This window comes from Cellulosimicrobium sp. So1_17 (assembly GCF_055181235.1).
Genome location: NZ_CM143702.1, coordinates 2,244,724 through 2,267,153 on the forward strand (window position 1 = coordinate 2,244,724; position 22,430 = coordinate 2,267,153).

The window sequence follows — 22,430 nt, forward strand, 5'->3', positions numbered from 1 at the left end:
CGCGCCCGGTGTTCCTGGCCCCGTGGCGCACCGTCCCGTCAGCGGGGAGGATGACCCCATGGCCGAGGTGCCGAACAGACTGCGACGTCACGTCCACGCGCGCGCCGCGCCGGATCTCCTGTACGGCGCCGTCGTCACCGGGTCCGTGCTCGCCGTGAACAGCGTCCACACCGTCGACAGCGACCGCGTCGCGATCGCCGCCTCGGTGGTCGCCGTCATCTACTGGCTCACCCACGTCTACGTGGACGCGATCGGCGGCCGGTTCTCGGACCCGGACCACTCGTCGGGCCATCGGCTCAACGAGGCGCTGCGGACCAACACCGGCGTGCTCGTCGGCAGCATCCCCCCGATCGTCGTCTTCGCCGTCGGGCGGGTCGCGGGCCTCGACGCCGAGACCGCGTCCTTCGTCGCCCTGTGGTTCACGGTCGTGCTGCTCGCCGCGGCCGGCTGGTACGCCGCGACCCGGGCCGGGGTGCGGGGCTGGCCGCTGGTCGGCGAGACGTGCGTGGCGGCCGGCTTCGGCCTCGTGGTGATCCTCCTGAAGTACCTCCTGCACTGAACCGCCGCCTCAGCCCCGGTCCGCGCGCCGCGGCGGAGACCCGGGTCGCACTCGTCGGCAGCACGTGATACAGATCACACTGGCAGACGCCAGCAGGGCGTCCGCAGCGGCGTGACGCTCGCGTCCGCCCTGCCCGAGGAGGCACCATGCGTCCCGACCAGCACGCCCGCTCGATGCTCCCGATCCCCGATCGCACGCCTCCCGGCCTGACGACGTACGACGCGCGGGATCCCGACACCGCGTTCCCGCCGATCGAACCGCTGCTCCCGCCCGAGGGCGCGCCGAACGTCGTCGTGATCCTCCTGGACGACGTCGGGTTCGGCGCCTCCAGCGCGTTCGGCGGCCCGTGCCGCACCCCGACCGCCGAGCGGCTCGCGGCGGGCGGTCTGCGGTTCAACCGGTTCCACACCACGGCGCTGTGCGCCCCGACGCGCCAGGCGCTCCTCACGGGCCGCAACCACCACTCGGTCGGCATGGGGAGCATTACCGAGACGGCGACGTCGGCTCCCGGCAACAGCTCGCTGCGCCCCAACACGAAGGCGCCGCTCGCGCTCACGCTCCGGCTCAACGGCTACTCGACGGCGCAGTTCGGCAAGTGCCACGAGGTCCCCGTGTGGCAGACGTCCCCGATGGGCCCGTTCGACGCCTGGCCGTCGGGGGGAGGCGGCTTCGAGACCTTCTACGGCTTCATCGGCGGCGAGAACAACCAGTGGGACCCGGCCCTGTACGACGGCACGACCCCCGTCGAGCCGCCCGCCACGGCGGAGGAGGGCTACCACCTCACCGAGGACCTCGTGGACCACGCCTCGGCGTGGGTGCGCCAGCAGAAGGCGCTCATGCCGGACAAGCCGTTCTTCGTCTACCTCGCGCCCGGTGCGACGCACGCGCCGCACCACGTTCCCGCCGAGTGGATCCAGAAGTACCGTGGCGCGTTCGACGACGGCTGGGACGTCCAGCGCGAGCGGATCTTCGCCCGCCAGCAGGAGCTCGGGGTCGTGCCGGAGGGCACGCAGCTCACGGCACGGCACGACGAGATCCCCGCGTGGGACGACATGCCCGACGACCTGAAGCCCGTCCTCGCCCGCCAGATGGAGGTGTACGCGGCGTTCCTCGAGCACACCGACCACCACGTCGGCCGGTTCGTCGACACGCTCGAGGAGCTCGGCGTGCTCGAGGACACGCTCGTCTACTACGTCATCGGCGACAACGGCGCGTCGGCCGAGGGCACGGTGAACGGCGCGTTCAACGAGATGGCGAACTTCAACGGCATGGCGGCGCTCGAGACGCCCGAGTTCCTGCGCTCGACGATGGACGACCTCGGCTCGCCCAGCTCGTACAACCACTACGCCGTCGGGTGGGCGTGGGCCATGAACTCGCCGCTGCAGTGGACCAAGCAGGTCGCGTCGCACTGGGGCGGGACGCGCAACGGGACGATCGTGCACTGGCCGCGGCGGATCGCGGAGCGCGGCGGTCTGCGCTCGCAGTTCACGCACGTGGTCGACGTCGCGCCGACGGTCCTCGAGGCGGCCGGGATCCCGGAGCCCACGATGGTCAACGGCGTGCTGCAGTCACCGATGGAGGGCACGTCGATGCTGTACACGTTCGACGACCCCGAGGTCCCGGAGCGGCACGACCTCCAGTACTTCGAGATGTTCGGGAACCGCGGGATCTACCACAAGGGCTGGAGCGCGGTGACGAAGCACCGCACCCCGTGGGTCATGGTGGGTGGCGATCTCGTGCCGTTCGACGACGACACGTGGGAGCTCTACGACGGGTCGGCGGACTTCAGCCAGGCGCACGACCTCGCCGCGGAGCGCCCGGACGTGCTCGCCAGGCTGCAGCGGCTCTGGCTCATCGAGGCGGCGAAGTACGGCGTCCTCCCGCTGGACGACCGCGGCGCGGAACGGCTCGAGCCGACGCTGGCGGGGCGGCCGACCCTCCTGCGAGGGACGCGCCAGGTGTTCTACCCCGGCATGGGCCGCCTCTCGGAGAACAGCGTCCTGAGCGTCAAGAACAGGTCGTTCACCGTCACCGCGCAGGTCGACGTCCGTGACGAGCCGGCGCAGGGGGTGCTCGTCGCGCAGGGCGGCCGGTTCGGCGGGTGGAGCCTGTACGTCCACGAGGGACGCCTCACGTTCCTCTACAACGTGCTCGGCATCCACCACTTCGCCGTCCGGGCGGACGTCCCGCTGCCCAGCGGCAGCCACCAGGTGCGCGCCGAGCTGGCGTACGACGGCGGAGGCCTCGGCAAGGGCGGCGACGTCACGCTGTTCCACGACGGCGAGCCCGTCGGCACCGGCCGCGTCGACGCGACGCAGCCGATGATCTTCTCCGCGGACGAGACCACGGACGTCGGCTACGAGTCGGGCACGTGCGTCTCGCCCGACTACACCACCCGGACGAGCCGGTTCACCGGGCGGCTGCAGTGGGTGCAGCTCGACGTGGGCGGCGACACGCACGACCACCTCGTGGACCCGGAGACGGTGCTCCGGATCGCGATGGCACGGCAGTAGCGACGACGGGACGGCGGGGCGAGGTACCGCCAGGAGCGGGTACGGCAGCGGGCCGAGGACGGATCTCCCGTCCTCGGCCCGCCGGCCGTGCTGCGAGGTGCTGCGGTCAGCGCGCGGAGGACGTCGAGTAGACGGTCCCGCCCGCGGGGCGCTGCGCGCGGCCGCGGCCGCCGCGGCGGGCGGAGCCGCCCTGCCCTGCCGACTGCTGGCCCTGCTGACCGCCGCGGGACTGCCCGCCACGCGACGAGCCGCCCAACGAGCCACCGGCGGGGCGGCCGGCGCCGCCGGAACGCTGCGCCGTCTGGCGCTGGCCGCCCTGGCCGCCGGCGGACTGGCCGCGCGGAGCGCCGCCCTGGCCGGAGCCCTGGCCACGGCGCGACGCGCGCGAGCCGCCGTTGGTCGACGGCGTGCCGCGCCGGGCCTGCGTCTGCGGGGGCGTGATGTCGGCCGGGCGCACGTACGCCGCGATGTCGCCGACGAGCGCCTTCAGCGTGGCGTCGCCCGGGTCGACGGGCTTCGGCTGCGCCGTGATCTTCGCCTTGCGGGTCAGGTCGCGCACGTCGCCGCGCTGCTCGGGGAGCATCACGGTGACGACGACGCCCTCGGAGCCCGCGCGCGCCGTGCGGCCCGAGCGGTGGAGGTAGGCCTTGTGCTCGGCCGGCGGGTCGACGTGCACGACGAGCTCGACCTCGTCGACGTGGATGCCGCGCGCGGCGATGTCCGTCGCGACGAGCACCTTCACGGTGCCCGAGGAGAACGCCTCGAGGTTGCGCTCGCGCGCGCCCTGGCCGAGGTTGCCGTGCAGGTCCACGGCGGGGACGCCCGCGGCGGTGAGCTGCCTCGCGAGCTTCTTCGCCTGGTGCTTCGTCTTCATGAACAGGACGCGGCGACCGGTGCCCGACGCGAGCTCGTGCACGACCTGCTTCTTCGCCTCCGCGTCGCGCACCGCGAGGATGTGGTGCGTCATCTGCGGGGGCGCGGCCGCGGCGTCGTCCACGGAGTGGCGCACCGGGTTGCTGAGGTAGCGCTTGACGAGCTGGTCCACGCCGTTGTCGAGCGTCGCGGAGAACAGCATGCGCTGACCCTTCTTCGGGGTCTTGTCCATGATGCGCTTCACGCCGGGCAGGAACCCGAGGTCGGCCATGTGGTCGGCCTCGTCGAGCACGGTGATCTCGATGCCGTCGAGCGTGAGCAGGCGCTGGTTGAGGAGGTCCTCGAGGCGGCCGGGGCACGCGATGACGATGTCCACGCCCTTGTCGAGCGCGGCGACCTGGCGCGACTGCGCGACGCCGCCGAAGATCGTCGTCGTCGTCAGGCCGAGGGCCTTCGCGACGGGCTCCATCGTGGCGTTGATCTGGTTGGCGAGCTCGCGCGTGGGGCACAGCACGAGCGCGCGGGGCCGACGCGGGTGCCGCGAGGTCTTCGCGTGGGCGAGCCGCGAGACGGTCGGGAGCGAGAACGCCAGCGTCTTGCCGGAGCCCGTGCGGCCGCGGCCGAGGACGTCGCGGCCCTTCATCGAGTCGGGCAGCGTGGCGGTCTGGATGGGGAACGGGGAGTCGATGCCCTGGCGCGAGAGCTCGCGCACGACGGTGGTGGGCAGGCCGAAGTCGGCAAAGGAAGTCACAGGAAGAAAGGCCTCTCGAGGCTGGGGTCGGGGTCCGCCGCACGCAATCCGGGGGGATCTCCACGACGCGGGGCGCGCAGTTCGCACTGCCCTCGTCCGACCAGTGTCTCATGCCCGACGCCGTGCGGCTGGGAAGCGTGTGCGGCGTCACGTCGGGCGGGGCCGCGGGGTCCGTGGCCGAACACGACCTGACGGTCGTTATCAGACGCAGAACGACCGTGATGTCGTGCTCGACCGCGCACCAGGTCGTGCTCGGCGCACCGGGAGTCGGGACGCCGGGGACCGCTGTCCGCCAGGCGTGGTGGAATGGCGCGCGTGGACGCGCTGACGAAGGCCGCTATGGCCCTGACCACCCTGTCCGACGGCGGTGCCACCTCGGGCGGTGGCGTCGCCTCGTCGGTGGGGGACGTCGTCGGGCAGATCTGGGACGCCGCGGTGACCCCGGTCGCTCCCCCGGACCCCGCGGTGGTCGCCGCCATGGGCGGCCTGGCGCTCGCCGTCGTGCTCGTGACCCCGGTGTGGCGCGTGGCGCGGCACGTGATCACCATCGCGCACGAGGGCGCGCACGCGCTCGCCGCGGTCCTGACGGGGCGGCGCCTGTCGGGCATCCGGCTGCACTCGGACACGTCCGGGCTGACGGTCTCCTCGGGCCGGCCGCGCGGGTTCGGCATGGTGCTCACCGCGTTCATGGGCTACGTCGGCCCGGGCCTGATCGGGCTCGGTGCGGCCGCTCTCCTCCGCCAGGGCTACGCCGTCGGGCTGCTGTGGCTGCTCGTGCTGCTCCTCGCGCTCCTGCTGCTGCAGATCCGCAACTGGTTCGGCCTGTGGTCGGTGCTCGTGAGCGGCGCTGCACTCGTGGCGGTCTCGTGGTGGGCAGCGCCGGCGGTCCAGAGCGCGGTCGCCTACGCCGTGACGTGGTTCCTGCTCCTCGGCGCCGTCCGCCCCGTGCTCGAGCTCCAGAGCGAGCGGGCGCGCGGACGGGCCGCCGCCTCCGACGCCGACATCCTCGCCCGGCTCACCCGCGTGCCGGGGCTCGTCTGGGTCGGGGTGTTCCTCGTCGTCACGGTCGGTGCCGCGGTGCTCGGCGGCTGGTGGATCGTCGGGCCGGCGACGTGACGCGGTCCGCGGACGCGCCGGAACAACGCGGGTCGGGGCGGCGCCTCGCGAACCTGCTCCTCCCCGGGACCGACCGGCGGGACGTCCCCTCCACGACGACCGGGGTGGGCCGGACCGTCGAGAGATGGCGGCGGAGACGGGCGGAGATCTGGGTCGGGACGCGGTTCGCCGTCGTCCCGGACCACCTGTGGTTCGGCGTCTCACGCGCGGACCAGGCGCTGCTCCGTGGGCTGCCGGGCGAGATGATGCTCGCGCTGCGCGACGTGACGTCGGTCGAGACGGAGCCAGGGGTCCTCACCGGGATCGTCGCGGTGCACCACGAGCGCGGCGTCCTGCGGTTCCGCTGCTGGCGCGCCGGCGCGGTCGCCGCGGAGGTCGCCGCCGCCGCGCGCGACGCGCGCTGAGGACGTCCGAGGCTGGTGGCGCAGGCCTGCCCCGGCCGGGCACGACGACGGGCCGCCCGCGATGCGGACGACCCGTCGAAGCCGAGGACGCGCCTGGAGGAGGAGAGCGGCGCGTCGCCGAAGTGCGTGCGGCGTCAGCCCTGAGGGGTCAGGACGAACGACGGACCCTGAGCGTTCGGGTCGGTGTCGAGCGTGAGGTTCGAGAGCGTCGGCACGGTGGCGGACTCCACGAACACCTTGGCCTCGCCGTTCTCGACGACCTCGTCGTCGGGCTGCGGGGCGGGAACGAGCGCGAGCTCGAAGCTGCCGGCCTGGTCCGCGGACTCGGCGATCCGGAGACCGCCTCCCTCGGGGACACCGGCCTGCGTGGTGAGGTCCTGGACAGCGGTACGGGCGTTGTCGGTCAGGGTGAGCACGAGAGCTCCTCTCGTCGCCGGGCGGGGGCCACGGGACACGTCCGTGCGGCTCACACCTGGGTGGTGTGACCTGCCGTCGGTGCACCCTCCCGCGGGCCCCTCGGTCTCCTCCAACCAAGCAAGATCCGGCGGACGGCGCAAGCGCCACACCCCGATCTCACCGAATTTCTCACGCAGCAAGACCGCACAGGACAGTCCGGGGAGCGGCGCGTACGGTACGCGCCCGCGCGGGTCCGGCGGCGTCTCGCGACCCACCGATGCAGGGCGGCGCGCTGGTGGAGTGCGGCTCAGTGGCCGTGCGAGTGCCCGTGGCCGTGCCCCAGACGCACGGTCCACACCTCCCCGTCGAGCGTGACGACGTAGGCCGTGCGCCCGACGATCTCGACCGACGTCGGCCGGTCGAGGCCGACCGCGACGGCTCGCAGGTCGCCGTGCCGACCGACCTCCAGGAGCTGTCCGGTGTCCGGAGCGGCCGGCGATCCCTCGGGGCTCCCCGGCGTGAACGTGCCCTGGGCGAGCGCGAACAGGTGACCGTGCCCGCTCTCGACGTCCACGAGCAGCCGACCGCCGGAGGCGACCTCTCGCACGTCCTGCGACCCGGGCCGGAACGCGACGACGCGCCCGTCCTCCGGCAGGTGCGGGACCGGACCGGCCTGCGCGAGCAGGACCGTGCGGCCGACGGTCTCGAGACCCGTGGGCACGACGTTGCCGAGCGCGAGGACCTCGGTGACCTCGCCGCGCGTCGTCACGCGCAGCACCCGGTTGTGATGCCCGTCCGTCACGAGGAAGCCGCCCCGGTAGCTCTCGAGCGCGTACTGCACGCCCGAGGGCACGAAGAAGTCCGTGTCGGGCGGGTTCGCGATCGACCAGGCCCCGATGTCGGCCACCGGGGTCACGCCGCCGGACCGGTCCACGCGATAGAGGCCGACGACGGCTGGCTCGACGATGGTCACGAGGACGTAGGCGGTGCGCCCGAGGAACGCGACGTCGATCGCGCCACCCGGTGTCCCGGGCAGTTGCGTCGGCAGGCCGGACACGACGGTCGAGATCTCACCGGTCCGGCGGTCGACCCGGGAGACCTCGCCGGACCGCGGCTCGGTCACGTAGAGGGAGCCGTCGGGCCCGACCGTGCTGCCCGCGCCGCCGGAGAGCCCGGTCGCCAGGAGGGTCGGTGCGGAGTGCGAGGGGCCGGGTCGTGGTGGTGTCGCGACGGCGGCCGAGGCCGAGGTCGCGAGGAGGAGTGCGGAGAGGACGAGGACGGTCAGACGGCGCGGGGTGTGCACGGCAGACCCCTTCCATGGTGCGACGGTGCACAGGTACGGGTCGGGCCCGGCGCGGTCGGGAGATCGCCGCGTGCCGGGTCGGGACGAAGTGCTGCCCCCTCACGGACGACGCTACTCCCGTGCCGCGCGGGCGTCACGGGTCGTGGCGCTCCGGATCCAGGGGCTGCGCACGCCCGCGTAGGCTGTCCCCGACGATCGCAGCGCGCTCGTCCGGGGCCTCTAGCTCAACTGGCAGAGCTGCGGACTTTTAATCCGTAGGTTGTGGGTTCGAACCCCACGGGGCCCACCACCTCTCGATGGAGCCGAGCCGGCCGGCGCACGTCCGCCGCCAGCACGTCGCGGAGCGGCCCCGAGCCCATGCCGCGGGGAGCGGCTCGACAGCACCGCGTTGACGGCCGGCACCCCCACCAGCGGGGGGCGATGGTGGGGGCACCGGCGCTGCGTCCACCGTAGGTCGCGAACTGGACGAGTGTCCAGAAGCCAGCGGGTGAAGTCGAGGTCCGCGTCTCGCTCATGTTTCATTCGAGGCGTATCGCTGCAATACTTCGCCTCATGGGGCTGAGCTGGAAGGCGACGGAGGACGGCGGGTACGAGGCCACGGCACCCGAGGGGGTGTACCGGGTCGTCACGCGGGCGGAGGAGTGGTGCCTCGAGAAACCCCTGCCCCGGCCCGGTCGCATCGGCGGGTTCTCGTCACCCGTCGAAGCCATGGCATGGGGCGGCGACATCCACCTCGCGGCCACGGGGAACCAGGTCCGCACCGCGCGGTCGGCATGGCCGACCGTCGACGAGCTCGCCCGCGAGGTCGAGACCTCCTCGAGCTCGCTGCGCTCCTGGCTCGCGGCTCACGTCGGCGGCTCCACCAGCCCGCGTCGCCGCATCGATCCGCATACGCAGCACCGCATCTGGACGTTCTACGGCGGCGAGAACACCTAGCGGCACGTGGCGGCGCACGGCCGAGCGCTGGTGGTCGACCGGTCCTGCAGCGGCGTCAGGAGCGCCCGCCCGTCGGGTCACCCTCCGCCGGCCCGGCGTCCTGGCGGGAAGCACGCCGGACGGCCTCCGCGAACCACCGGTCGAACTCGGCGCCGATCTCCTCGGGTCGCATGCGCAGCGTCTCCGCGGGGCTCGTCGCCTCACGGCCGGCGACGTAGAGCCGACGCACCATGTCGGTCGTCGGCGTCCAGTGCCTCACGCGCCCCGTCCTGCGCCGCTGGTTGGCGCGGGCCCCACGGCGGTTCCGCCGGGAGTGCTCACGCCGTCGTCGTGCGGACCGTCGACGAGCTCGACCAGTCCTCGCGCGCTGCTCATGTCGAGCAGGTCGAGGACGGGCTGCGGGGCGTCGACGAGCCGCGGACGGCTCGCGGCCGTCACCTTCATGAGGAGCAAGTGAAGGCCCGACGAGTCCATGAAGGTCACGCGCCGGAGGTCGATGGTCTTCGGGAAGCCGTCGATGGTGGAGGCCAGTGCCCGCTTGACCCGATGCGTCACCGAGAAGTCGATCTCGCCCCACATCACCCACCGCGACCCGCCGTCCTCGATCGCGACGTCGCCCACTACTTCCCTGTTCACCGTGATCCGCACTCCTCGTCGTCAGCGGCTCGACGGTACGCGCCATGTCGCGTGCTCGCTCACCGAGCGGGTCCCCCGCGCTCACGCGAGCCCCGACAGCTCCCCGAACGACGCGACGCGCACGAGCCCCTCCGCGGCCCGGGCCAGCTCGGCGTCCTCCGTGACGAGGGCGTCGGACTGGAGGCTGGCGACGGCGACGTACTCCGCGGGCCCGGTGTCGTCCCAGCCGAGGCGGTCCGCGACCTTCCAGTCCGGGCTCGGTCGCGTCCTCGCCTTCCAGGTCTCAGGCCTCGGGCGGGACGATCGGCGTCGGCTCGAGCGACGCCCGCAGCGTGTCCATGACCGCGTTCTCCACGAGCACGGGCACGAAGTCGCGCACGTGCGCGTCGTCGAAGACCTCGAGCTCGGCGTGCACCTGCGCGCGCACGTCGTCCGGGTCCACGCCGGGGAACCGGTCCGCGATGCGCTGGACCACGACGTCGATCTCGCGGGTCTCGTCGGCTGTCATGCGGGCAGGTTCGCACGGCGCGGTTGCGGCAGGGCGAACGTGCCGTGAACTCGGGGTCCGCCGGAGCAGCACGACGACGACCCGTCGCACGTCGGCCGTCGTCAGGCAGCGCGAGCGCGCCCTCGTGCCCTCTCGGTGTCCCGCATCCCCAGCAGCGACACACCGACGCCGTACGTGACGAAGTCCCCGTAGGGCTCGAGGCGGATCCCCACGAGCGCTCCGCGCGCGCCGTCCTCCTCGACGTCGAGACCCTTCAGCAGCACCGCGCGCACGCTGCCGGGGATCGACGCCGCGGGCACGAGCGTCGCGACCGCGGTGAACGTGACGGTGGCGGCGGGCACCTTGACCCAGGGCACGAACGGCAGACGCTTCGGGACGGGTACCGTGACGGAGACCTGCGGGTTCGCCGCGAGGTGCTTCGCCTTCCACTCGTCGTCGTTCGTCGTCGACCACAGGCGGCGCCCTTCGACGTGGAGCATGACGCCCGCGGTCCGCGCCTCGCCGCGCGCCGACACCATGCCCAGGACCATGAAGTTCTGCTTCTCGAGGACGCGCCACACGTCCCGCGTCGTGAGCTCGACCATCGTGTCTCCGCTCGTGCCACGCCCCGGGACCGTCCGCCCGGCGGCCGTCGACGCCAGGCTAGCCGTCCCCGCGGACCGAGGACAGGACCGGGCCGTAGACTCGAACGAGTGCAGTGCCACCACTTCGACGCCTGGCGGTGCCGGTCGTGCACGCTCCTCGAGCAGCCGTACCCGGCCCAGCTCGCGGGCAAGCAGCGGCACTGCGCCGACCTGCTCGCCCCGCTCGCTCCCGGGCTGCGGTGGCTCGACCCGGTGACCTCGCCCGAGGCCGGGTTCCGCAACAAGGCGAAGATGGTCGTCACGGGGACCGTGGACGACCCGGTGCTCGGGATCCTCGACGAGGCCGGCGGCGTCGACCTCACGGACTGCCCCCTCTACCCCGCGGCGCTGCAGGACGCGTTCGGACCGCTCGCGGAGATCGTCACGCGAGCACGCCTCGTCCCCTACGACGTCCGCGCCCGGCGGGGCGAGCTGAAGTACGTGCTCGTGACCCTGTCGCCCGACGGCGACCTCATGGCCCGGTTCGTCCTGCGCTCGACCGAGTCGGTGCCCCGGCTCCGCAAGCACCTGCCGGCGTTGCTCGACGCGCTCCCCCGGCTGCGCGTCGTCTCCGCGAACATCCATCCCGAGCACAAGGCCGTCGTCGAGGGCGAGACCGAGATCCTCCTCACCGACACGGAGACCCTGCGCATGTCGGTGAACGGCATCGACCTGCACCTGCGCCCGCAGAGCTTCTTCCAGACGAACACCGAGGTCGCCGCGGCGCTGTACCGCCAGGGCCGCGACTGGGTGGACGACGCCGGCCCCTCCTCGGTCTGGGACCTGTACTGCGGCGTCGGAGGGTTCGCGCTGCACGTCGCCGGTGCGGGGCGCGACGTCGTCGGGGTCGAGACGAGCGTCGAGGCGATCGCGAGCGCGCGGCTCACGGCGCAGGACGCAGGCCTGGACCGCACGACGTTCCACGCCGAGGACGCGACGGCGTTCGCGCTCGGGTCGTCGCCTGGCGCTCAGCCCGGACTGGTCGTCGTGAACCCTCCGCGCCGCGGCGTCGGCGAGACGCTGAGCACGTGGCTCGAGGCGTCGGACGTGCGGCACGTCGTGTACTCGAGCTGCAACGCGACGTCGCTCGCGCGCGACCTGGCGCTCATGCCGTCGCTGCGGCCGCGCGAGGCGCGCGTGCTCGACATGTTCCCGCACACCGCGCACTACGAGGTCGCGGTCCTCCTCGAGCGCGCCTGACAGGTCCCGGGACGCGTCACACGCTCTCGCCCGCCCGGCGCGCGGCCTCGACCGCCGCGTCCTCGACCCGCTGCCGGTAGGCCGTCCACTCCGCGTCGGACTGCTCGGGCAGGTCTCCCCGGCCGTTGCCGGCGGCGCCGTCGACGAGCTCGCGCACGATGTCGGCGTGACCCGCGTGGTGCGCCATCTCGTCGAGCATGTGGACGAGGATCTGGTGGAGCGTCACGACGCGCCGCTCCGGCGGCCACCACGGCACCTCGCCGCGCGCGTCGAGGTCGAGACCGGCGACCGTCTCGTCCGAGATCTCGGACGAGCGCCGGAAGAGCTCGAGGATCTCCTCACGCGACTCGTCCGCGGTCGCCCACATGTCGGCGTTGACCTCCATGTCCTCGCCGTCGAACCACGGCATCGCGAGGTCGTGCGTGCCGCCGAAGGTCTCGCACAGGTAGCCGACCTGCACGCTCGCGACGTGCTTGAGCAGCCCCAGGAGGTTGGTGCCCGTACGGGTCAGGGGGCGACGGACGTCGTGCTCGCTCAGCCCTTCGGCCTTGCCGAGCAGCGCCGCGCGCTCGCGCGCGAGGTATCGCAGCAGCGTGTCCTTGGGGTCCTCCGGCGACGGGTTCGCGGGTGGGGTCGTGGCAGGTGCGCTCATTCCCCGGACGCTACTCCCGGCCGCCCGCAGCGGTGCCAGACTCGCCCCATGGCGACCCTCCACGAGCAGATCACCGACCGCCTCGCGTCGTTCGTCCTGGCGCAGCCGGTGTTCTTCGTCGGCACCGCCCCGCTCGCCGCGGACGGTCATGTCAACGTCGCCCCCAAGGGCATGGCGGGGACGTTCGCTGTCCTCGGGCCGCACCGCGTCGCCTACCTCGACTACACGGGATCCGGCGCGGAGACGCCGGCCCACCTGCGCGAGAACGGCCGCATCGTCATCATGTTCTGCGCGTTCGACGGGCCGCCGAACATCGTGCGGTTCCACGGCACGGGGCGCTACGTCGAGGCCGGCACGGAGGAGTTCGACGCGCTGCGCCCCCTCTTCGCCAAGGACCAGACGGCCGGGCAGCGCGGCGTCGTCGTCGTGGACGTCACGCGCGTCTCCGACTCGTGCGGCTTCTCCGTGCCCCGCATGGAGCTCGTCGAGGACCGCGACCTGCTGGACCGCTGGGCGGCACGCAAGACGCCCGAGCAGCTCGACGACTACCGCCTGCTCAAGAACTCGCGGAGCATCGACGCGCTCCCGGCTCTCGACGGTGGCGCGGCGGCCCAGACCCTGACGCGCGACCCGTCCCGCTCGTCCGTCGTCTCGCCCAGCAGCCGGTAGCCGGACCGCTCGGCGACGGCCTCGCTCGGCTCGTTGCCCACCCGGGTGAGCAGCCGCACCTCCGCGGCGCCGCTGTCGTGCACCCACCCCGTCAGCGAGCGGACGGCGCGCGTCGCGAGGCCACGTCCGCGAGCGCCGGGAAGCAGGGCGTAGAACACGGCAGGTGCCGACGTGCCGAGCCCGGCGATCCCCGCGACCCCTGCGTCCTCGCCGTCGCACTCCACCACGTAGCGCACGCCGACCCCGGCCTCGGCGCGCTCGACGGCTGCGCGCGCCCAGCGGCGCGCCTGCGCGTCCGTCATCCGCGGGGGCACGAACGTCCACCGGGGTACGTCGTCGACGCGGGACAACGCCTGCTCGAGCGGCCAGTCGTCGACCGTGGTGCGGCGCAGCAGCACGGTGGGCGTGCCGACCACCGGGAGCGTCGACGGGGGGTGGACGGTCACGTCCGGTCCTCGCGCGTGGCGGCGAGGTACGCGGCGCCACGCGGCGAGATCCGGTACCCGACCTCGAGGCTCTCCGTGAGCCCGAGCTCCTTGAGCCGCCGCACGCGGACCTTGAAGTCGTCGCGCGCCACCCCGAGCCCGGCCGCGAGCTCGCGCGCCACGACCCCCGGGTGGGCGGCGACGAGCTCGAGGTAGGCGCGCGTCCACGGCTCGGTGGCGGCCCGGTCCTTGCGGGCGAGGCTCGCGCCGATCCGCTCGACGGCGGCCGTGTCGAGCTCGGCGTCCGCGCGCAGCGCGACGCGCGGGTCCGCGCCCGCGAACCGCAGCCCGACGCGATAGAGGTCGCCCTCGCGCGCTGCGCCCCGGGCCAGCACGCGCTCGGGGGAGGCCAGACCGGCGAGCCGGGCGTCGGCGTCGGGCACCAGCGGGACGCCGTCCGGTCCGAGCGGGACGCGCTCGACCGACGTCACCTCGACCACGCCGATGCTCGTCCGCTGCCGCGTCCCGACGTGCACGCGCGGCACGGTCCAGCGGCGGAACGCGAGCGTCACGGTCCCGTCCTGGATGCCCTGCAGCGTCCGCGCGTCGAGCAGCACGGCTCCCACGATCCCAGCCCGCCCGGCAGCCCGCGAGCGGTCAGGCGAGCTCCGGGCGGCGCGCGACCGTCAGCACGTGCGTGTCCGGCCAGTCGACGGGCTCGCCGGTCGTGGCGTCGTGCAGCGTCGCCACCGGCGCGAACGCGTGCTCGACGAGCCAGTCGTTGCGCCACGCGCCGCTGCCGGGCTCGAGCTCGAAGCCCGCCTCCTCGAGCAGCGACGCCCATCGCGGTCCGCTGAGGTCGCAGAACCGCTCGTGCGCCTCCGACAACCAGTTGTCCACGTAGTCCTTGCGCGTGAGGAACTCCATCGCCTCGCGCAGCGTGAGCCGCCAGCGCCCGTCGCCCAGCCGCTCGGGAGCGAACGTCGCCCCCGACGACCGCGGGAAGTCGTGCGCGAACTGCGCGAGGCGCGCGTCGGTCGACAGCCCGCCGACGTGCGCGGCGACGTCCTCGCGCGCGAGCGTGTCGAGGTCGGTCCGTGCCCCGTCCGGCCCGTCCCCGGCGGCCGCAGCGCCGTCGTCCGTCCGCAGCGTGAGCACGACGACGCGGCCCGGGTCCGCGGGCCCGCACACGTCCGAGTTGACCCAGACCCCTCCGGGCCGCGTGTGCCGCAGCACGCGCCGGGCGAACAGCTCGACGTCGCGCACGCCGTCCCCGTACGACGACACCTCGTGCGTGAGCGCGATCGTGAGCGTCGTGTCCACGGACGCGTCCGGCATGACCGACCGCGCGAGGATGTTCGCCTGCACGAACCACACGTTCGGGTTGGCGAACACTCCTTGCGCCTTCTTGTGCTCGGCCTCGGCGACCAGGTGCCGCGCGACGTCGACGCCGAACAGGTCGGACTCGTGCAGGCGCGGCTCGCGCGCTGCGTGCTCCAGCAGCCCGCCGGTCGCGCACCCGATGTCGACGACCCGCCCGGGACGCACGTGCGGCGCGACCTGCGCCCACTTGCGCGCCGACGCCTCCTCGAACGCGGCGGCGTACGTGCGGTAGTCGCGCGTCGTCGTGAGGTCGCCGTCGCCCGAGACCACCGGGTCGGCGAAGATCTCCCGCACGTGCGCGACGAGGCCGTAGCGCGCGTAGAAGTCGGGCACGGCAGGGTGCGCGACCTCGCGCCAGTGCTCGTCGCCCGCGGCGAGGAGCTCGACGACGTCCCACGGCCGCGCGACCGTCCCACCCGTCGCGCGCGCCCCGCCGCCGGGTCCGCCGTCGTCCTCCGCCGCGTCGAGCTCGACTCCCGCGACCCGGAAGCCCAGCTCGCGGTAGGCGTCGATCAGGGACGGCGTCGAGCACGCCACGACGGTGTCGGCCGGCGTGGGCTCGCGGCCGGTGCCCGTCGCGACGCTCGTCACGACGAGGGTCGCGAACCGCGGGTTCGGCGCCGCGTCCGGCACGGGGACGACGACGCTCGGCAGGCCCTCGCGGACCGCGACGTTCTCGATCAGCGCCTCGCGGCGGTGTCCCGGCAGCGGGTTGCGCCGTGTGCCCGAGTGGTTGGCGGAGGTCACGACCCAGACGACCTCGACGTCGGGGGCGCAGCGGACGCGCCGCCCGTCGAGGTCCCGGACGAGCCCGGCACGCAGGGCGCGCAGGTAGTCGACCTGGAACCGCGTGACGAGGTGGTGACGGCCGGGGAAGAGGATGCGGCGGACGGGGCCGTCGGTTCGGTGCACGGGGCTACGGTGCTGGTGGCGGGTCCCGCAGCGCAAGTCCGCCCGTACCGGAGGGGACGACCGGCGCGGGCCGCGAGCGCACTGGACGCCCGTCCACGATGCGGTGGGCACCTGACCTGTGGCACGGTGATCGCGATGTTCTGGATCATCGCGGGGGCTGTGCTTGTCGTGTCCGGCCTCGCGATCTCCGCGGCGGCCGTCCGCGCCGTGCCCCGGGGCCGGTCGACGGGCGCGAACGGGTTGGCGATCGGCTGCGGTGCGGGACTCGTCCTCTGGGGCGTGATCGCGATCGTCGTCAGCCTCGTGCTGCGGTCCTGACGCGAGGCTGTCCGCGCCGGGTCGTGCGATCCGTGCGACGGTGGACGCAGGCTCACCGAGGAGGACGACGATGGACGTGCTCTCCGCCCACGGGGACGCGATCGGCGCGTTCGACGCACGCGTGCGTCCGCTGACCGACGACGACTGGGCCCGGCGCACCCCGGACGACGACTGGACGGTGCGCGACCTCGTCAACCACCTGACGGCGGAGCAGCTCTGGGCGCCGGAGCTCCTCGCCGGCCGGACCCTCGCGGACGTCGGCACCGTGCTCGACGGCGACGTGCTGGGCGACGACCCCGTCGACCGCTGGGTCGACGCGTCCGTGCAGGCGCGCGAGGCGTTCCTCGCGCCGGACGCGCTCGACCGCGTGGTGCACCTGTCGTACGGGGAGACGTCCGCGGCGGAGTACTGCGCGCAGATGACGTTCGACCTCGTGGTCCACGCGTGGGACCTCGCCCGGGCGACGGACGGCGACGAGGTCGTGGACCCGGCGCTCGTCGCGTGGGCGCTGCACTACGCGGAGGCGCGCTCCACGCTGCTCGACCCGGGCCCGCTGTTCCGCGGCCCGCTCGACGTCGAGGACGACGCGGACGACCTCACGCGCCTGCTCGCCCTCACGGGCCGCCGCCGCTGACCGTCGGGGTCCGGGAGCATCAGGCGCCCGGGGTCTCCCCCGCGGCGTCGCACAGCTCGCGGTACTCCGTGAGGCCCTCGCGCGCCGAGGCGACGTCGAGGTCGACCGACTCCTCGGTCCCCGTGTCGAGGTTCTCCTGGAGCTGGAGGAACGGCACGCGCACCGCGTCGACGGCGCCCTCGAACTCGGGCGGCACCGTCACCGAGAGGCTGCCGAGCTCGATCCCGACCGCGGTCATCGTGCTCACGGTCTCGGTCCCGGCCCCGTCCTCGCTGATGCCGACGAGCGCGGCGACGACGCGGCGCTCGAGCGGCTCGTCACCGTCGACGTACATCGCGGCGCACGCCTGCTGCGCCGTGAGGGTCTCGTCCGGGCTCGCGGTGCCGTCCGTCGCGTCGGCGCCCGTACCGGTCGACGACGTGGCCGACGGCGTGGGGTCGTCCGGCTCGTCGGCCCCGCCCGAGCACGCGGTCAGCAGGGCGGCGCAGAGCACGCCGGTGACGACGGCGGCAGACCGGGACAGGGCGGGTCGGGAGGAGACGGGTCGGAGGGCCATGGACAGCATGGAACCATCCACACCGGGGAGCGCCCAACCCGGGGGCGGCCGGGTGAACGGCCGGGTGAACGGCCGGCGAAGGGTCGGCGACGGGCGGCGCGGAACCCTGGCGCGCCACCGCCCGCGTGGCGAGACTGACGACATGGCCCTCGACGACCTGCCCCGTCTTCTGCTCCCGGTGGCGACACGCGCAGGGCGACCGGCCGTCGTCGCGCACCGCGGGAGCTCGTCCGTCGCGCCGCAGAACACGCTGGCCGCGTTCGAGTCGGCCTGGCGCGCGGGTGCCGACGCGATCGAGCTCGACGTGCACCTCACGGCGGACCGGCGCGTGGTCGTGCTCCACGACGACACCGTCGACGAGACGACCGACGGCACGGGTCGCGTCGCCGACCTGACCCTCGACGCGCTGCGCGGGCTCGACGCCGGGGCCTCCTTCTCGCGCGCCTACGCCGGGCAGCGCGTCCCGACGTTCGAGGACGTCACGCGCCTGGTGGCGGAGCGGCCCGGCATCGACCTGCTCGTCGAGCTCAAGGGGATCTGGTCGGCCGACGACGCTCGGCTCGTCGCGAAGGAGGTCGACGCCGCGGGACTCGCCGGGCGCGTCGTCGTGCAGTCGTTCTGGCCGCCGACCGTCGCCGCCCTGCGCGACGCCGCGCCGCACCTCGCGCGCGGTCTCCTCCTCGCGCTGCGCCCCGACAGCACGGACGAGCTCGTGCAGGTGTGCGCCGACCTGGGCGTCGTGGCGTGCAACCCGGAGCTCGCGCTGCTGCGGCGCGAGCCGGACCTCGTGGACGTGCTGCACGACGCCGGTCTGCGTGTCCTCGTGTGGACGGCGGACGAGCCCGGGGAGTGGCTCGACTTGCTGCGCCGCGGGGTCGACGGCGTCGTCACCGACCGGCCCGACCGCCTCGCGGGCTGGCTCGACGGCCGTCTCGGCACCCGGGACACCCCGCTCGCCGGGTGAGGCGGCGCCGCGCGACCTAGCCTCGACGGATGAGCGCGACGACCCCGGCCTCGGACCCGGCACCCGCCCCGGCGTCCCCGGACACCGCCCCCGCGGTGCCTCTCGCCCCGACCACGGGAACTGTCGCCGCTCCCGCCACGATCGCCCCGACCGAGGCCCGCACGCCCACGGTGTGCGTCCTCGCCCTCACGCCGCTGCTCACGATCGAGATCGAGCCCGCGGGGCCGCACGAGTCGTCGCCCGAGGTGCACGTCCACCCGGGCGGGCAGGGACTGTGGCTCGGGCGCATGGCGTACTCGCTCGGCGCGCGCGTCGTCGTGTGCGGACCGTTCGGCGGGGAGACCGGCACGGTCGCGGCGCACCTCGCGCGCGCCGAGAACCTCGAGCTCCGCACGGTCGGGACGGGCGGCAACGGCGCGTTCGTCCACGACCGGCGCAGCGGCGAGCGCACCGAGGTCGTGACGATGGACCCGTACCCCCTCAACCGGCACGAGGTCGACGACCTGTACAGCACCGTCCTCGTGAGCGCCCTCGACGCCGCCGTCACGATCCTCACCGGTTCGGAGACGGCGGTCGGCGTGCCCGCGTCGTTCTTCGGCCGGCTCGCGCGCGACCTCCACGCGTCCGACCGTCAGGTCGTCGCGGACCTGTCCCGCGACCAGGCGCGCGCCGTCTGCGACGCGCCCGGCGTCGTGCTGAAGATGAGCCACGAGGAGCTCGTCGAGGGCGGGTTCAGCGACGACGACTCCGAGACGGCGCTCCTCGCCTCCGCCCGGGGGATGGTCGACGCCGGCGTGCGGGCCGTCGTCGTCTCGCGCGCGCAGGACCCCACGCTGCTCGTGACGCGCGAGCACACCTACCGCGTCACGACCCCGCGCGTCACGACCGTGGACCACCGCGGCGCGGGCGACTCGATGACCGCCGGGATCGCCGTCGGGCTGGGGCGCGGTCTCGAGCTGCCCGACGCGGTCCGCATGGGCGCCGCCGCGGGGGCGCTCAACGTCACGCGGCGGGGGCTGGGCACCGGTCGCCGCGACCAGATCGAACGCTTCGCGCGGCGTGTCACGGTGCGCGAGGCCTCCTGACCGACCGACGACCCACCCGGAGGACATCGTGCACGCACTCGTGACCAACGACGACGGGATCGACTCCCCCGGCCTGGCCGTGCTCGCCGGCGCGGCCCTCGACGCCGGCTACGACGTGACCGTCGCCGCCCCTGCCCGCGAGTCCTCCGGGGCGAGCGCGTCCCTGCTCGGCGCCGAGCACGACGGACGCCTCGTCGTCGAGCCCCGGGACGCGCCCGGTCTGCCCGAGGGCGTGACGGCGTCCTTCGCGGTCCGCGCCGCGCCGGCGCTCATCGCGTTCGTGGCGGCGTACGGCGGGTTCGGCCCGAAGCCCGACCTCGTGCTCTCGGGCGTGAACAAGGGCGCGAACACGGGCAACGCGATCCTGCACTCCGGCACCGTCGGCGCGGCGCTGTCCGCGACGACGCACGGCATCACGTCGATCGCGGTCTCCGTCGACGCCGCCGAGCCGCGGCACTGGGAGACCGCGCGGCTGGTCACGGACCACGTGCTCGACTGGGTGCGCAGCACGCCCCTCGAGGGGCGGACGCTCAACGTCAACGTCCCCGACTGCCCGACGGACCGGCTCCGCGGGCTGCGCTCGGCACCCCTCGCGACGTTCGGTCTCGTGCAGGCGCGCGTGCACGAGGACGGCGACCGCCACCTCATGCTGCAGTACTCGGGGACGGAGCGGCACTCGGAGCCCGAGTCGGACACCGGCCTGCTGACGCGCGGCTGGGCCACGGCGACCCTGCTGCGCGCGCCGTTCGCCGACGCGAGCGTGGAGATCCCCGGGCTCGGGTAGACCCTCCGTCCGTGCGGCCGTCCGCCGAGCACGGGGTTCACCACCGGATCTGACCGGATCCGGTGGTCAGTCCCGTGCTCGGCGGTCGCCGTCCCCGTGCTCGGGATCCGGGTCCTCGGCCTCGTCCTGGTCCCGCCGGGCGTCCGCCGAGGCGTCGAAGGCCTCCTCCTCCACGCGCGCGTGCTCGGCCGTGCGCTCGCGCTCCTCGATGACGTCCTGCCCCGGTCCGGAGAACGCCTTCGAGCGCTGCTCGCCCTCGGCGCTGCCGCTGAAGAACGCGGACTCGGCCGCCTCCGGCACGCCGTCCTCGTCGTGCCCGACGGCGGGCAGCAGCCTCGTCTCGCCCGTGGCACCGCCCGCCGGGCCGGGGACGACCCCGACGAGCCGGGTCGGGTCCTCGCTCGGCACGGCTCCTGCCTTTCCCGCACGCCGGATCGTGCCGAGCACGACGGGCGCGTCGGCGCGTCGGGAGCCGCGGTCCGGGGGGAGCCGCGGCGGGCGCGACGGCGCGACGGGCGGCTCGTCGTCCGCCCGGTCGCCCTCGTCGTCGGGACGCCGGTCCGCGGGCCGGTCGGGTCCCGGCCCGTCCGCCTGGGCGTCGTCCGGGTGCGCGGCGAGGGCGGGCCTCCCCGCGTCGTCGGGCACGGTCGTGGCGGCACCTTCCCAGCGCGTGCGCGGCAGGCCCTGCGGTGCCGCCCGCTGCAACCAGTCCACGAGCCCTTCACGGACGAAGCAGCGCAGGTCGAACAGCGTCGGGGCGTCGTGCGCGCTGACGAGCGCGCGCACGCGCACGAGCCCTCCGACGGCGTCGGTCACCTGGAGGATCCCGACGCGCTCGTCCCACAGCTCGGTGAGGGCCAGCAGCCGCTTGAGCTCGGCGCGCATCGCGCCCACGGGCACCTCGAAGTCGAGGTCGAGCTCGACCGTGCCGAGCAGGTCCGCGGCGCGCCGTGTCCAGTTCTGGAACGGCGTCGTCGTGAAGTAGGTCGAGGGGAGGATGAGCCGCCGGTCGTCCCACAGGTGCACCACGACGTACGTCATGGTGATCTCCTCGATCCGGCCCCACTCCGCCTCGAGCACGACGACGTCGTCCACGCGGATCGCGTCGGTGAAGGCGATCTGCATGCCCGCGAAGACGTTCGCGAGCGACGTCTGCGCGGCGAGCCCGGCGACGATCGAGATGAGGCCGGCGGACGCGAGGAGGCTCGCCCCGGCCGCCCGCGCCTCGGGGAACGTGAGCAGGACGCCCGCGATAGCGCACACGACGATGACCGCGACGGTGAGCCGTCGCAGCACCGTGATCTGCGTCCGCACGCGGCGCGCGTGCCGGTTGTCCGCGGTGTCGATGCGGTACCGCTGCAGCGCGGAGTCCTCCAGCACGAACGCGAACGCACCCACCCACCACGCGCCGACCCCGATGAGCGTGATGAGGAGCAGGTGCTCGACGACGGGCAGCCACGGCGTCGACGCGTCCGTCGTGAGACGCACCGCGACCCACACCGCGAGGACCATGAGGATGGCACGGTCCGGGCGGCGCAGCCGCCGCGAGAGGTCGCGCATCAGCTCGCTGCGCCGGCCGAGGCGCCGGACCACGGCCGAGAGGATCGTGCCGAGCAGGAACGCGACCACGATCCCGGCGGCGACGGCACCCAGCGTCACGAGGATGTCCGTGGCGTTCTCGATCTCCGGTTCCATCCCCCCAAGGTAGGCAGCACACGCTCTCGGCGCGCGAGGCGGTGCCGAGACGCGCGTCACCGCGGGGCCCGCCGCGCGACGGGCGCCGGCCCGGCGCCGGGCCTACCGTGGGCGCATGATCTCGTGGGACCTCGCCCTCTCCCTGCGCGACGCCGGTCTGCGGTGGTCCCCCGCCTCCGGCGACCGGTTCCGGCTGCTGGCGACCGGTCCGGGCGGCGACGTCTTCACCGTGAGCGACATGACGATCGAGCCGCACGAGTTCGACACGGGCGTCGTGCTCGGCTTCAACGGCACGACCGAGTGGGCGCTGGACTCCGTGGCGCTCGAGGACGCGCTGTGGCACCCCCTGGAGGACCAGCTGCGCGAGCTGCTCGGCGGCACGTTCCGGTGCCTCGAGCGGACCGGCGACGAGTACGTCGTGCACACCGTGCTGCTCGACGACGCCGCGACCCACGCGGCCGCCGACCCGGCCGACGCCTACGGCCGGGCACTGCTCGCCCTCGTCACCGCCAGCACCGGGGACCGCCCCTGACCG

At 74.1% G+C, this 22,430-nt stretch carries 25 protein-coding genes, 1 tRNA gene and 1 pseudogene; 14 read left to right on the forward strand and 13 right to left on the reverse strand.

Going from position 1 to position 22,430, the window contains the following annotated elements:
- Positions 1-58: 58 nt before the first annotated feature.
- Positions 59-559 carry a hypothetical protein gene (locus tag ACZCLJ_RS09840; RefSeq protein WP_251152474.1) on the forward strand — a complete coding sequence of 167 codons (501 nt, stop codon included), beginning with the start codon at positions 59-61 and terminating at the stop codon, positions 557-559.
- 146 nt (positions 560-705) lie between these two features.
- Positions 706-3,072, forward strand: coding sequence for an arylsulfatase (locus tag ACZCLJ_RS09845; protein WP_463106308.1), 2,367 nt, complete (start codon positions 706-708; stop codon positions 3,070-3,072).
- A 106-nt stretch (positions 3,073-3,178) separates the two neighbouring features.
- Here ACZCLJ_RS09845 and ACZCLJ_RS09850 read toward each other — a convergent pair whose 3' ends face one another.
- Complete coding sequence (locus ACZCLJ_RS09850) at positions 3,179-4,696, reverse strand: DEAD/DEAH box helicase (RefSeq protein ID WP_463106309.1); 1,518 nt, start codon at positions 4,694-4,696, stop codon at positions 3,179-3,181.
- A 339-nt stretch (positions 4,697-5,035) separates the two neighbouring features.
- Here ACZCLJ_RS09850 and ACZCLJ_RS09855 point away from each other — a divergent pair, with 339 nt between their 5' ends.
- Entirely contained in the window at positions 5,036-5,812 is a 777-nt protein-coding gene (locus ACZCLJ_RS09855) for a M50 family metallopeptidase (protein WP_463106310.1), read from the forward strand.
- Positions 5,788-6,216, forward strand: coding sequence for a hypothetical protein (locus ACZCLJ_RS09860; RefSeq protein WP_463106311.1), 429 nt, complete (start codon positions 5,788-5,790; stop codon positions 6,214-6,216). Before ACZCLJ_RS09855 ends, ACZCLJ_RS09860 begins: the two co-directional genes overlap by 25 nt.
- A 134-nt stretch (positions 6,217-6,350) precedes the next feature.
- Here the strand turns inward: ACZCLJ_RS09860 and ACZCLJ_RS09865 are convergent, their stop codons facing one another.
- Positions 6,351-6,632, reverse strand: a complete 282-nt coding sequence (locus ACZCLJ_RS09865) for a HesB/IscA family protein (RefSeq protein WP_251152479.1) — start codon at positions 6,630-6,632, stop codon at positions 6,351-6,353.
- 287 nt (positions 6,633-6,919) lie between these two features.
- Positions 6,920-7,915, reverse strand: coding sequence for a ScyD/ScyE family protein (locus tag ACZCLJ_RS09870; RefSeq protein WP_463106312.1), 996 nt, complete (start codon positions 7,913-7,915; stop codon positions 6,920-6,922).
- A gap of 213 nt (positions 7,916-8,128) precedes the next feature.
- Here ACZCLJ_RS09870 and ACZCLJ_RS09875 point away from each other — a divergent pair.
- Positions 8,129-8,204, forward strand: a tRNA-Lys gene (locus ACZCLJ_RS09875).
- 263 nt (positions 8,205-8,467) lie between these two features.
- Entirely contained in the window at positions 8,468-8,851 is a 384-nt protein-coding gene (locus ACZCLJ_RS09880; protein ID WP_251152481.1) for a hypothetical protein, read from the forward strand.
- A gap of 55 nt (positions 8,852-8,906) precedes the next feature.
- On the opposite strand, the gene ACZCLJ_RS09885 is transcribed toward ACZCLJ_RS09880, so the two are convergent.
- The 4 genes from ACZCLJ_RS09885 to ACZCLJ_RS09900 form a co-directional block, all read right to left on the reverse strand.
- Positions 8,907-9,110 (reverse strand): hypothetical protein, encoded by a 204-nt coding sequence (locus ACZCLJ_RS09885; RefSeq protein WP_463106313.1) that lies wholly within the window; start codon positions 9,108-9,110, stop codon positions 8,907-8,909.
- Positions 9,107-9,487, reverse strand: coding sequence for an STAS domain-containing protein (locus ACZCLJ_RS09890; protein ID WP_463106314.1), 381 nt, complete (start codon positions 9,485-9,487; stop codon positions 9,107-9,109). Before ACZCLJ_RS09890 ends, ACZCLJ_RS09885 begins: the two co-directional genes overlap by 4 nt.
- 283 nt (positions 9,488-9,770) lie before the next feature.
- A complete protein-coding gene (locus ACZCLJ_RS09895; RefSeq protein WP_251152484.1) occupies positions 9,771-9,995 on the reverse strand; it encodes a three-helix bundle dimerization domain-containing protein in 225 nt (74 codons plus the stop codon).
- 101 nt (positions 9,996-10,096) lie between these two features.
- Positions 10,097-10,579: a pyridoxamine 5'-phosphate oxidase family protein gene (locus ACZCLJ_RS09900; protein ID WP_463106315.1), complete on the reverse strand. Its 483-nt coding sequence runs from the start codon at positions 10,577-10,579 to the stop codon at positions 10,097-10,099.
- 108 nt (positions 10,580-10,687) lie between these two features.
- Between ACZCLJ_RS09900 and rlmC the strand changes: the two genes are divergently transcribed.
- A complete protein-coding gene (gene rlmC / locus ACZCLJ_RS09905) occupies positions 10,688-11,818 on the forward strand; it encodes a 23S rRNA (uracil(747)-C(5))-methyltransferase RlmC (RefSeq protein ID WP_251152486.1) in 1,131 nt (376 codons plus the stop codon).
- A gap of 16 nt (positions 11,819-11,834) precedes the next feature.
- Here the strand turns inward: rlmC and ACZCLJ_RS09910 are convergent, their stop codons facing one another.
- Positions 11,835-12,470: a DinB family protein gene (locus tag ACZCLJ_RS09910; protein ID WP_251152487.1), complete on the reverse strand. Its 636-nt coding sequence runs from the start codon at positions 12,468-12,470 to the stop codon at positions 11,835-11,837.
- Positions 12,471-12,518: 48 nt separating this feature from the next.
- On the opposite strand from ACZCLJ_RS09910, the gene ACZCLJ_RS09915 reads away from it, so the two are divergent.
- Positions 12,519-13,139 (forward strand): pyridoxamine 5'-phosphate oxidase family protein, encoded by a 621-nt coding sequence (locus ACZCLJ_RS09915; protein WP_251152488.1) that lies wholly within the window; start codon positions 12,519-12,521, stop codon positions 13,137-13,139.
- 53 nt (positions 13,140-13,192) lie between these two features.
- Here ACZCLJ_RS09915 and ACZCLJ_RS09920 read toward each other — a convergent pair.
- The 3 genes and pseudogenes from ACZCLJ_RS09920 to ACZCLJ_RS09930 all read right to left on the reverse strand — a co-directional run.
- A pseudogene (locus ACZCLJ_RS09920) lies at positions 13,193-13,585 on the reverse strand (GNAT family N-acetyltransferase); the annotation flags it as partial.
- A complete protein-coding gene (locus ACZCLJ_RS09925; protein WP_463106316.1) occupies positions 13,582-14,190 on the reverse strand; it encodes a hypothetical protein in 609 nt (202 codons plus the stop codon). The pseudogene ACZCLJ_RS09920 and the gene ACZCLJ_RS09925, both read right to left, overlap by 4 nt.
- 31 nt (positions 14,191-14,221) lie before the next feature.
- Entirely contained in the window at positions 14,222-15,859 is a 1,638-nt protein-coding gene (locus tag ACZCLJ_RS09930; RefSeq protein ID WP_463106317.1) for a class I SAM-dependent methyltransferase, read from the reverse strand.
- Between the two features lie 135 nt (positions 15,860-15,994).
- Between ACZCLJ_RS09930 and ACZCLJ_RS09935 the strand changes: the two genes are divergently transcribed.
- Entirely contained in the window at positions 15,995-16,177 is a 183-nt protein-coding gene (locus tag ACZCLJ_RS09935; RefSeq protein ID WP_251152491.1) for a hypothetical protein, read from the forward strand.
- 70 nt (positions 16,178-16,247) lie between these two features.
- On the forward strand, positions 16,248-16,811 hold the full coding sequence (locus ACZCLJ_RS09940; protein WP_463106318.1) for a TIGR03086 family metal-binding protein: 564 nt from the start codon (positions 16,248-16,250) through the stop codon (positions 16,809-16,811).
- A 19-nt stretch (positions 16,812-16,830) separates the two neighbouring features.
- On the opposite strand, the gene ACZCLJ_RS09945 is transcribed toward ACZCLJ_RS09940, so the two are convergent.
- Positions 16,831-17,367: a hypothetical protein gene (locus tag ACZCLJ_RS09945; RefSeq protein ID WP_463106319.1), complete on the reverse strand. Its 537-nt coding sequence runs from the start codon at positions 17,365-17,367 to the stop codon at positions 16,831-16,833.
- Between the two features lie 142 nt (positions 17,368-17,509).
- Between ACZCLJ_RS09945 and ACZCLJ_RS09950 the strand changes: the two genes are divergently transcribed.
- From ACZCLJ_RS09950 to surE, 3 genes are read left to right on the forward strand one after another with little or no spacing between them, the layout of a single operon-like run.
- Positions 17,510-18,331, forward strand: coding sequence for a glycerophosphodiester phosphodiesterase (locus ACZCLJ_RS09950; protein ID WP_463106320.1), 822 nt, complete (start codon positions 17,510-17,512; stop codon positions 18,329-18,331).
- Positions 18,332-18,360: 29 nt separating this feature from the next.
- Complete coding sequence (locus tag ACZCLJ_RS09955; protein WP_463106321.1) at positions 18,361-19,416, forward strand: 1-phosphofructokinase family hexose kinase; 1,056 nt, start codon at positions 18,361-18,363, stop codon at positions 19,414-19,416.
- 28 nt (positions 19,417-19,444) lie between these two features.
- The gene (surE, locus tag ACZCLJ_RS09960; protein ID WP_251152496.1) at positions 19,445-20,200 is read left to right on the forward strand and encodes a 5'/3'-nucleotidase SurE; all 756 of its coding nucleotides are present in this window, start codon (positions 19,445-19,447) and stop codon (positions 20,198-20,200) included.
- Between the two features lie 66 nt (positions 20,201-20,266).
- Here the strand turns inward: surE and ACZCLJ_RS09965 are convergent, their stop codons facing one another.
- Positions 20,267-21,895 (reverse strand): mechanosensitive ion channel family protein, encoded by a 1,629-nt coding sequence (locus ACZCLJ_RS09965; protein WP_353050464.1) that lies wholly within the window; start codon positions 21,893-21,895, stop codon positions 20,267-20,269.
- Positions 21,896-22,010: 115 nt separating this feature from the next.
- Here ACZCLJ_RS09965 and ACZCLJ_RS09970 point away from each other — a divergent pair, with 115 nt between their 5' ends.
- The gene (locus ACZCLJ_RS09970; protein WP_251152497.1) at positions 22,011-22,427 is read left to right on the forward strand and encodes a pilus assembly protein CpaE; all 417 of its coding nucleotides are present in this window, start codon (positions 22,011-22,013) and stop codon (positions 22,425-22,427) included.
- Positions 22,428-22,430 lie beyond the last annotated feature (3 nt).

Excerpts from the sequence above, each read along its gene's own strand:
- ACZCLJ_RS09840 (WP_251152474.1), top strand. The coding sequence starts at position 59 with ATGGCCGAGGTGCCGAACAGACTGCGACGTCACGTCCACGCGCGCGCC.
- ACZCLJ_RS09845 (WP_463106308.1), top strand. The coding sequence starts at position 706 with ATGCGTCCCGACCAGCACGCCCGCTCGATGCTCCCGATCCCCGATCGC.
- ACZCLJ_RS09855 (WP_463106310.1), top strand. The coding sequence starts at position 5,036 with ATGGCCCTGACCACCCTGTCCGACGGCGGTGCCACCTCGGGCGGTGGC.
- ACZCLJ_RS09880 (WP_251152481.1), top strand. The coding sequence starts at position 8,468 with ATGGGGCTGAGCTGGAAGGCGACGGAGGACGGCGGGTACGAGGCCACG.
- ACZCLJ_RS09895 (WP_251152484.1), bottom strand. The coding sequence starts at position 9,995 with ATGACAGCCGACGAGACCCGCGAGATCGACGTCGTGGTCCAGCGCATC.
- ACZCLJ_RS09900 (WP_463106315.1), bottom strand. The coding sequence starts at position 10,579 with ATGGTCGAGCTCACGACGCGGGACGTGTGGCGCGTCCTCGAGAAGCAG.
- ACZCLJ_RS09910 (WP_251152487.1), bottom strand. The coding sequence starts at position 12,470 with ATGAGCGCACCTGCCACGACCCCACCCGCGAACCCGTCGCCGGAGGAC.
- ACZCLJ_RS09915 (WP_251152488.1), top strand. The coding sequence starts at position 12,519 with ATGGCGACCCTCCACGAGCAGATCACCGACCGCCTCGCGTCGTTCGTC.
- ACZCLJ_RS09935 (WP_251152491.1), top strand. The coding sequence starts at position 15,995 with ATGTTCTGGATCATCGCGGGGGCTGTGCTTGTCGTGTCCGGCCTCGCG.
- ACZCLJ_RS09940 (WP_463106318.1), top strand. The coding sequence starts at position 16,248 with ATGGACGTGCTCTCCGCCCACGGGGACGCGATCGGCGCGTTCGACGCA.
- ACZCLJ_RS09945 (WP_463106319.1), bottom strand. The coding sequence starts at position 17,367 with ATGGCCCTCCGACCCGTCTCCTCCCGACCCGCCCTGTCCCGGTCTGCC.
- ACZCLJ_RS09950 (WP_463106320.1), top strand. The coding sequence starts at position 17,510 with ATGGCCCTCGACGACCTGCCCCGTCTTCTGCTCCCGGTGGCGACACGC.
- ACZCLJ_RS09955 (WP_463106321.1), top strand. The coding sequence starts at position 18,361 with ATGAGCGCGACGACCCCGGCCTCGGACCCGGCACCCGCCCCGGCGTCC.
- ACZCLJ_RS09965 (WP_353050464.1), bottom strand. The coding sequence starts at position 21,895 with ATGGAACCGGAGATCGAGAACGCCACGGACATCCTCGTGACGCTGGGT.
- ACZCLJ_RS09970 (WP_251152497.1), top strand. The coding sequence starts at position 22,011 with ATGATCTCGTGGGACCTCGCCCTCTCCCTGCGCGACGCCGGTCTGCGG.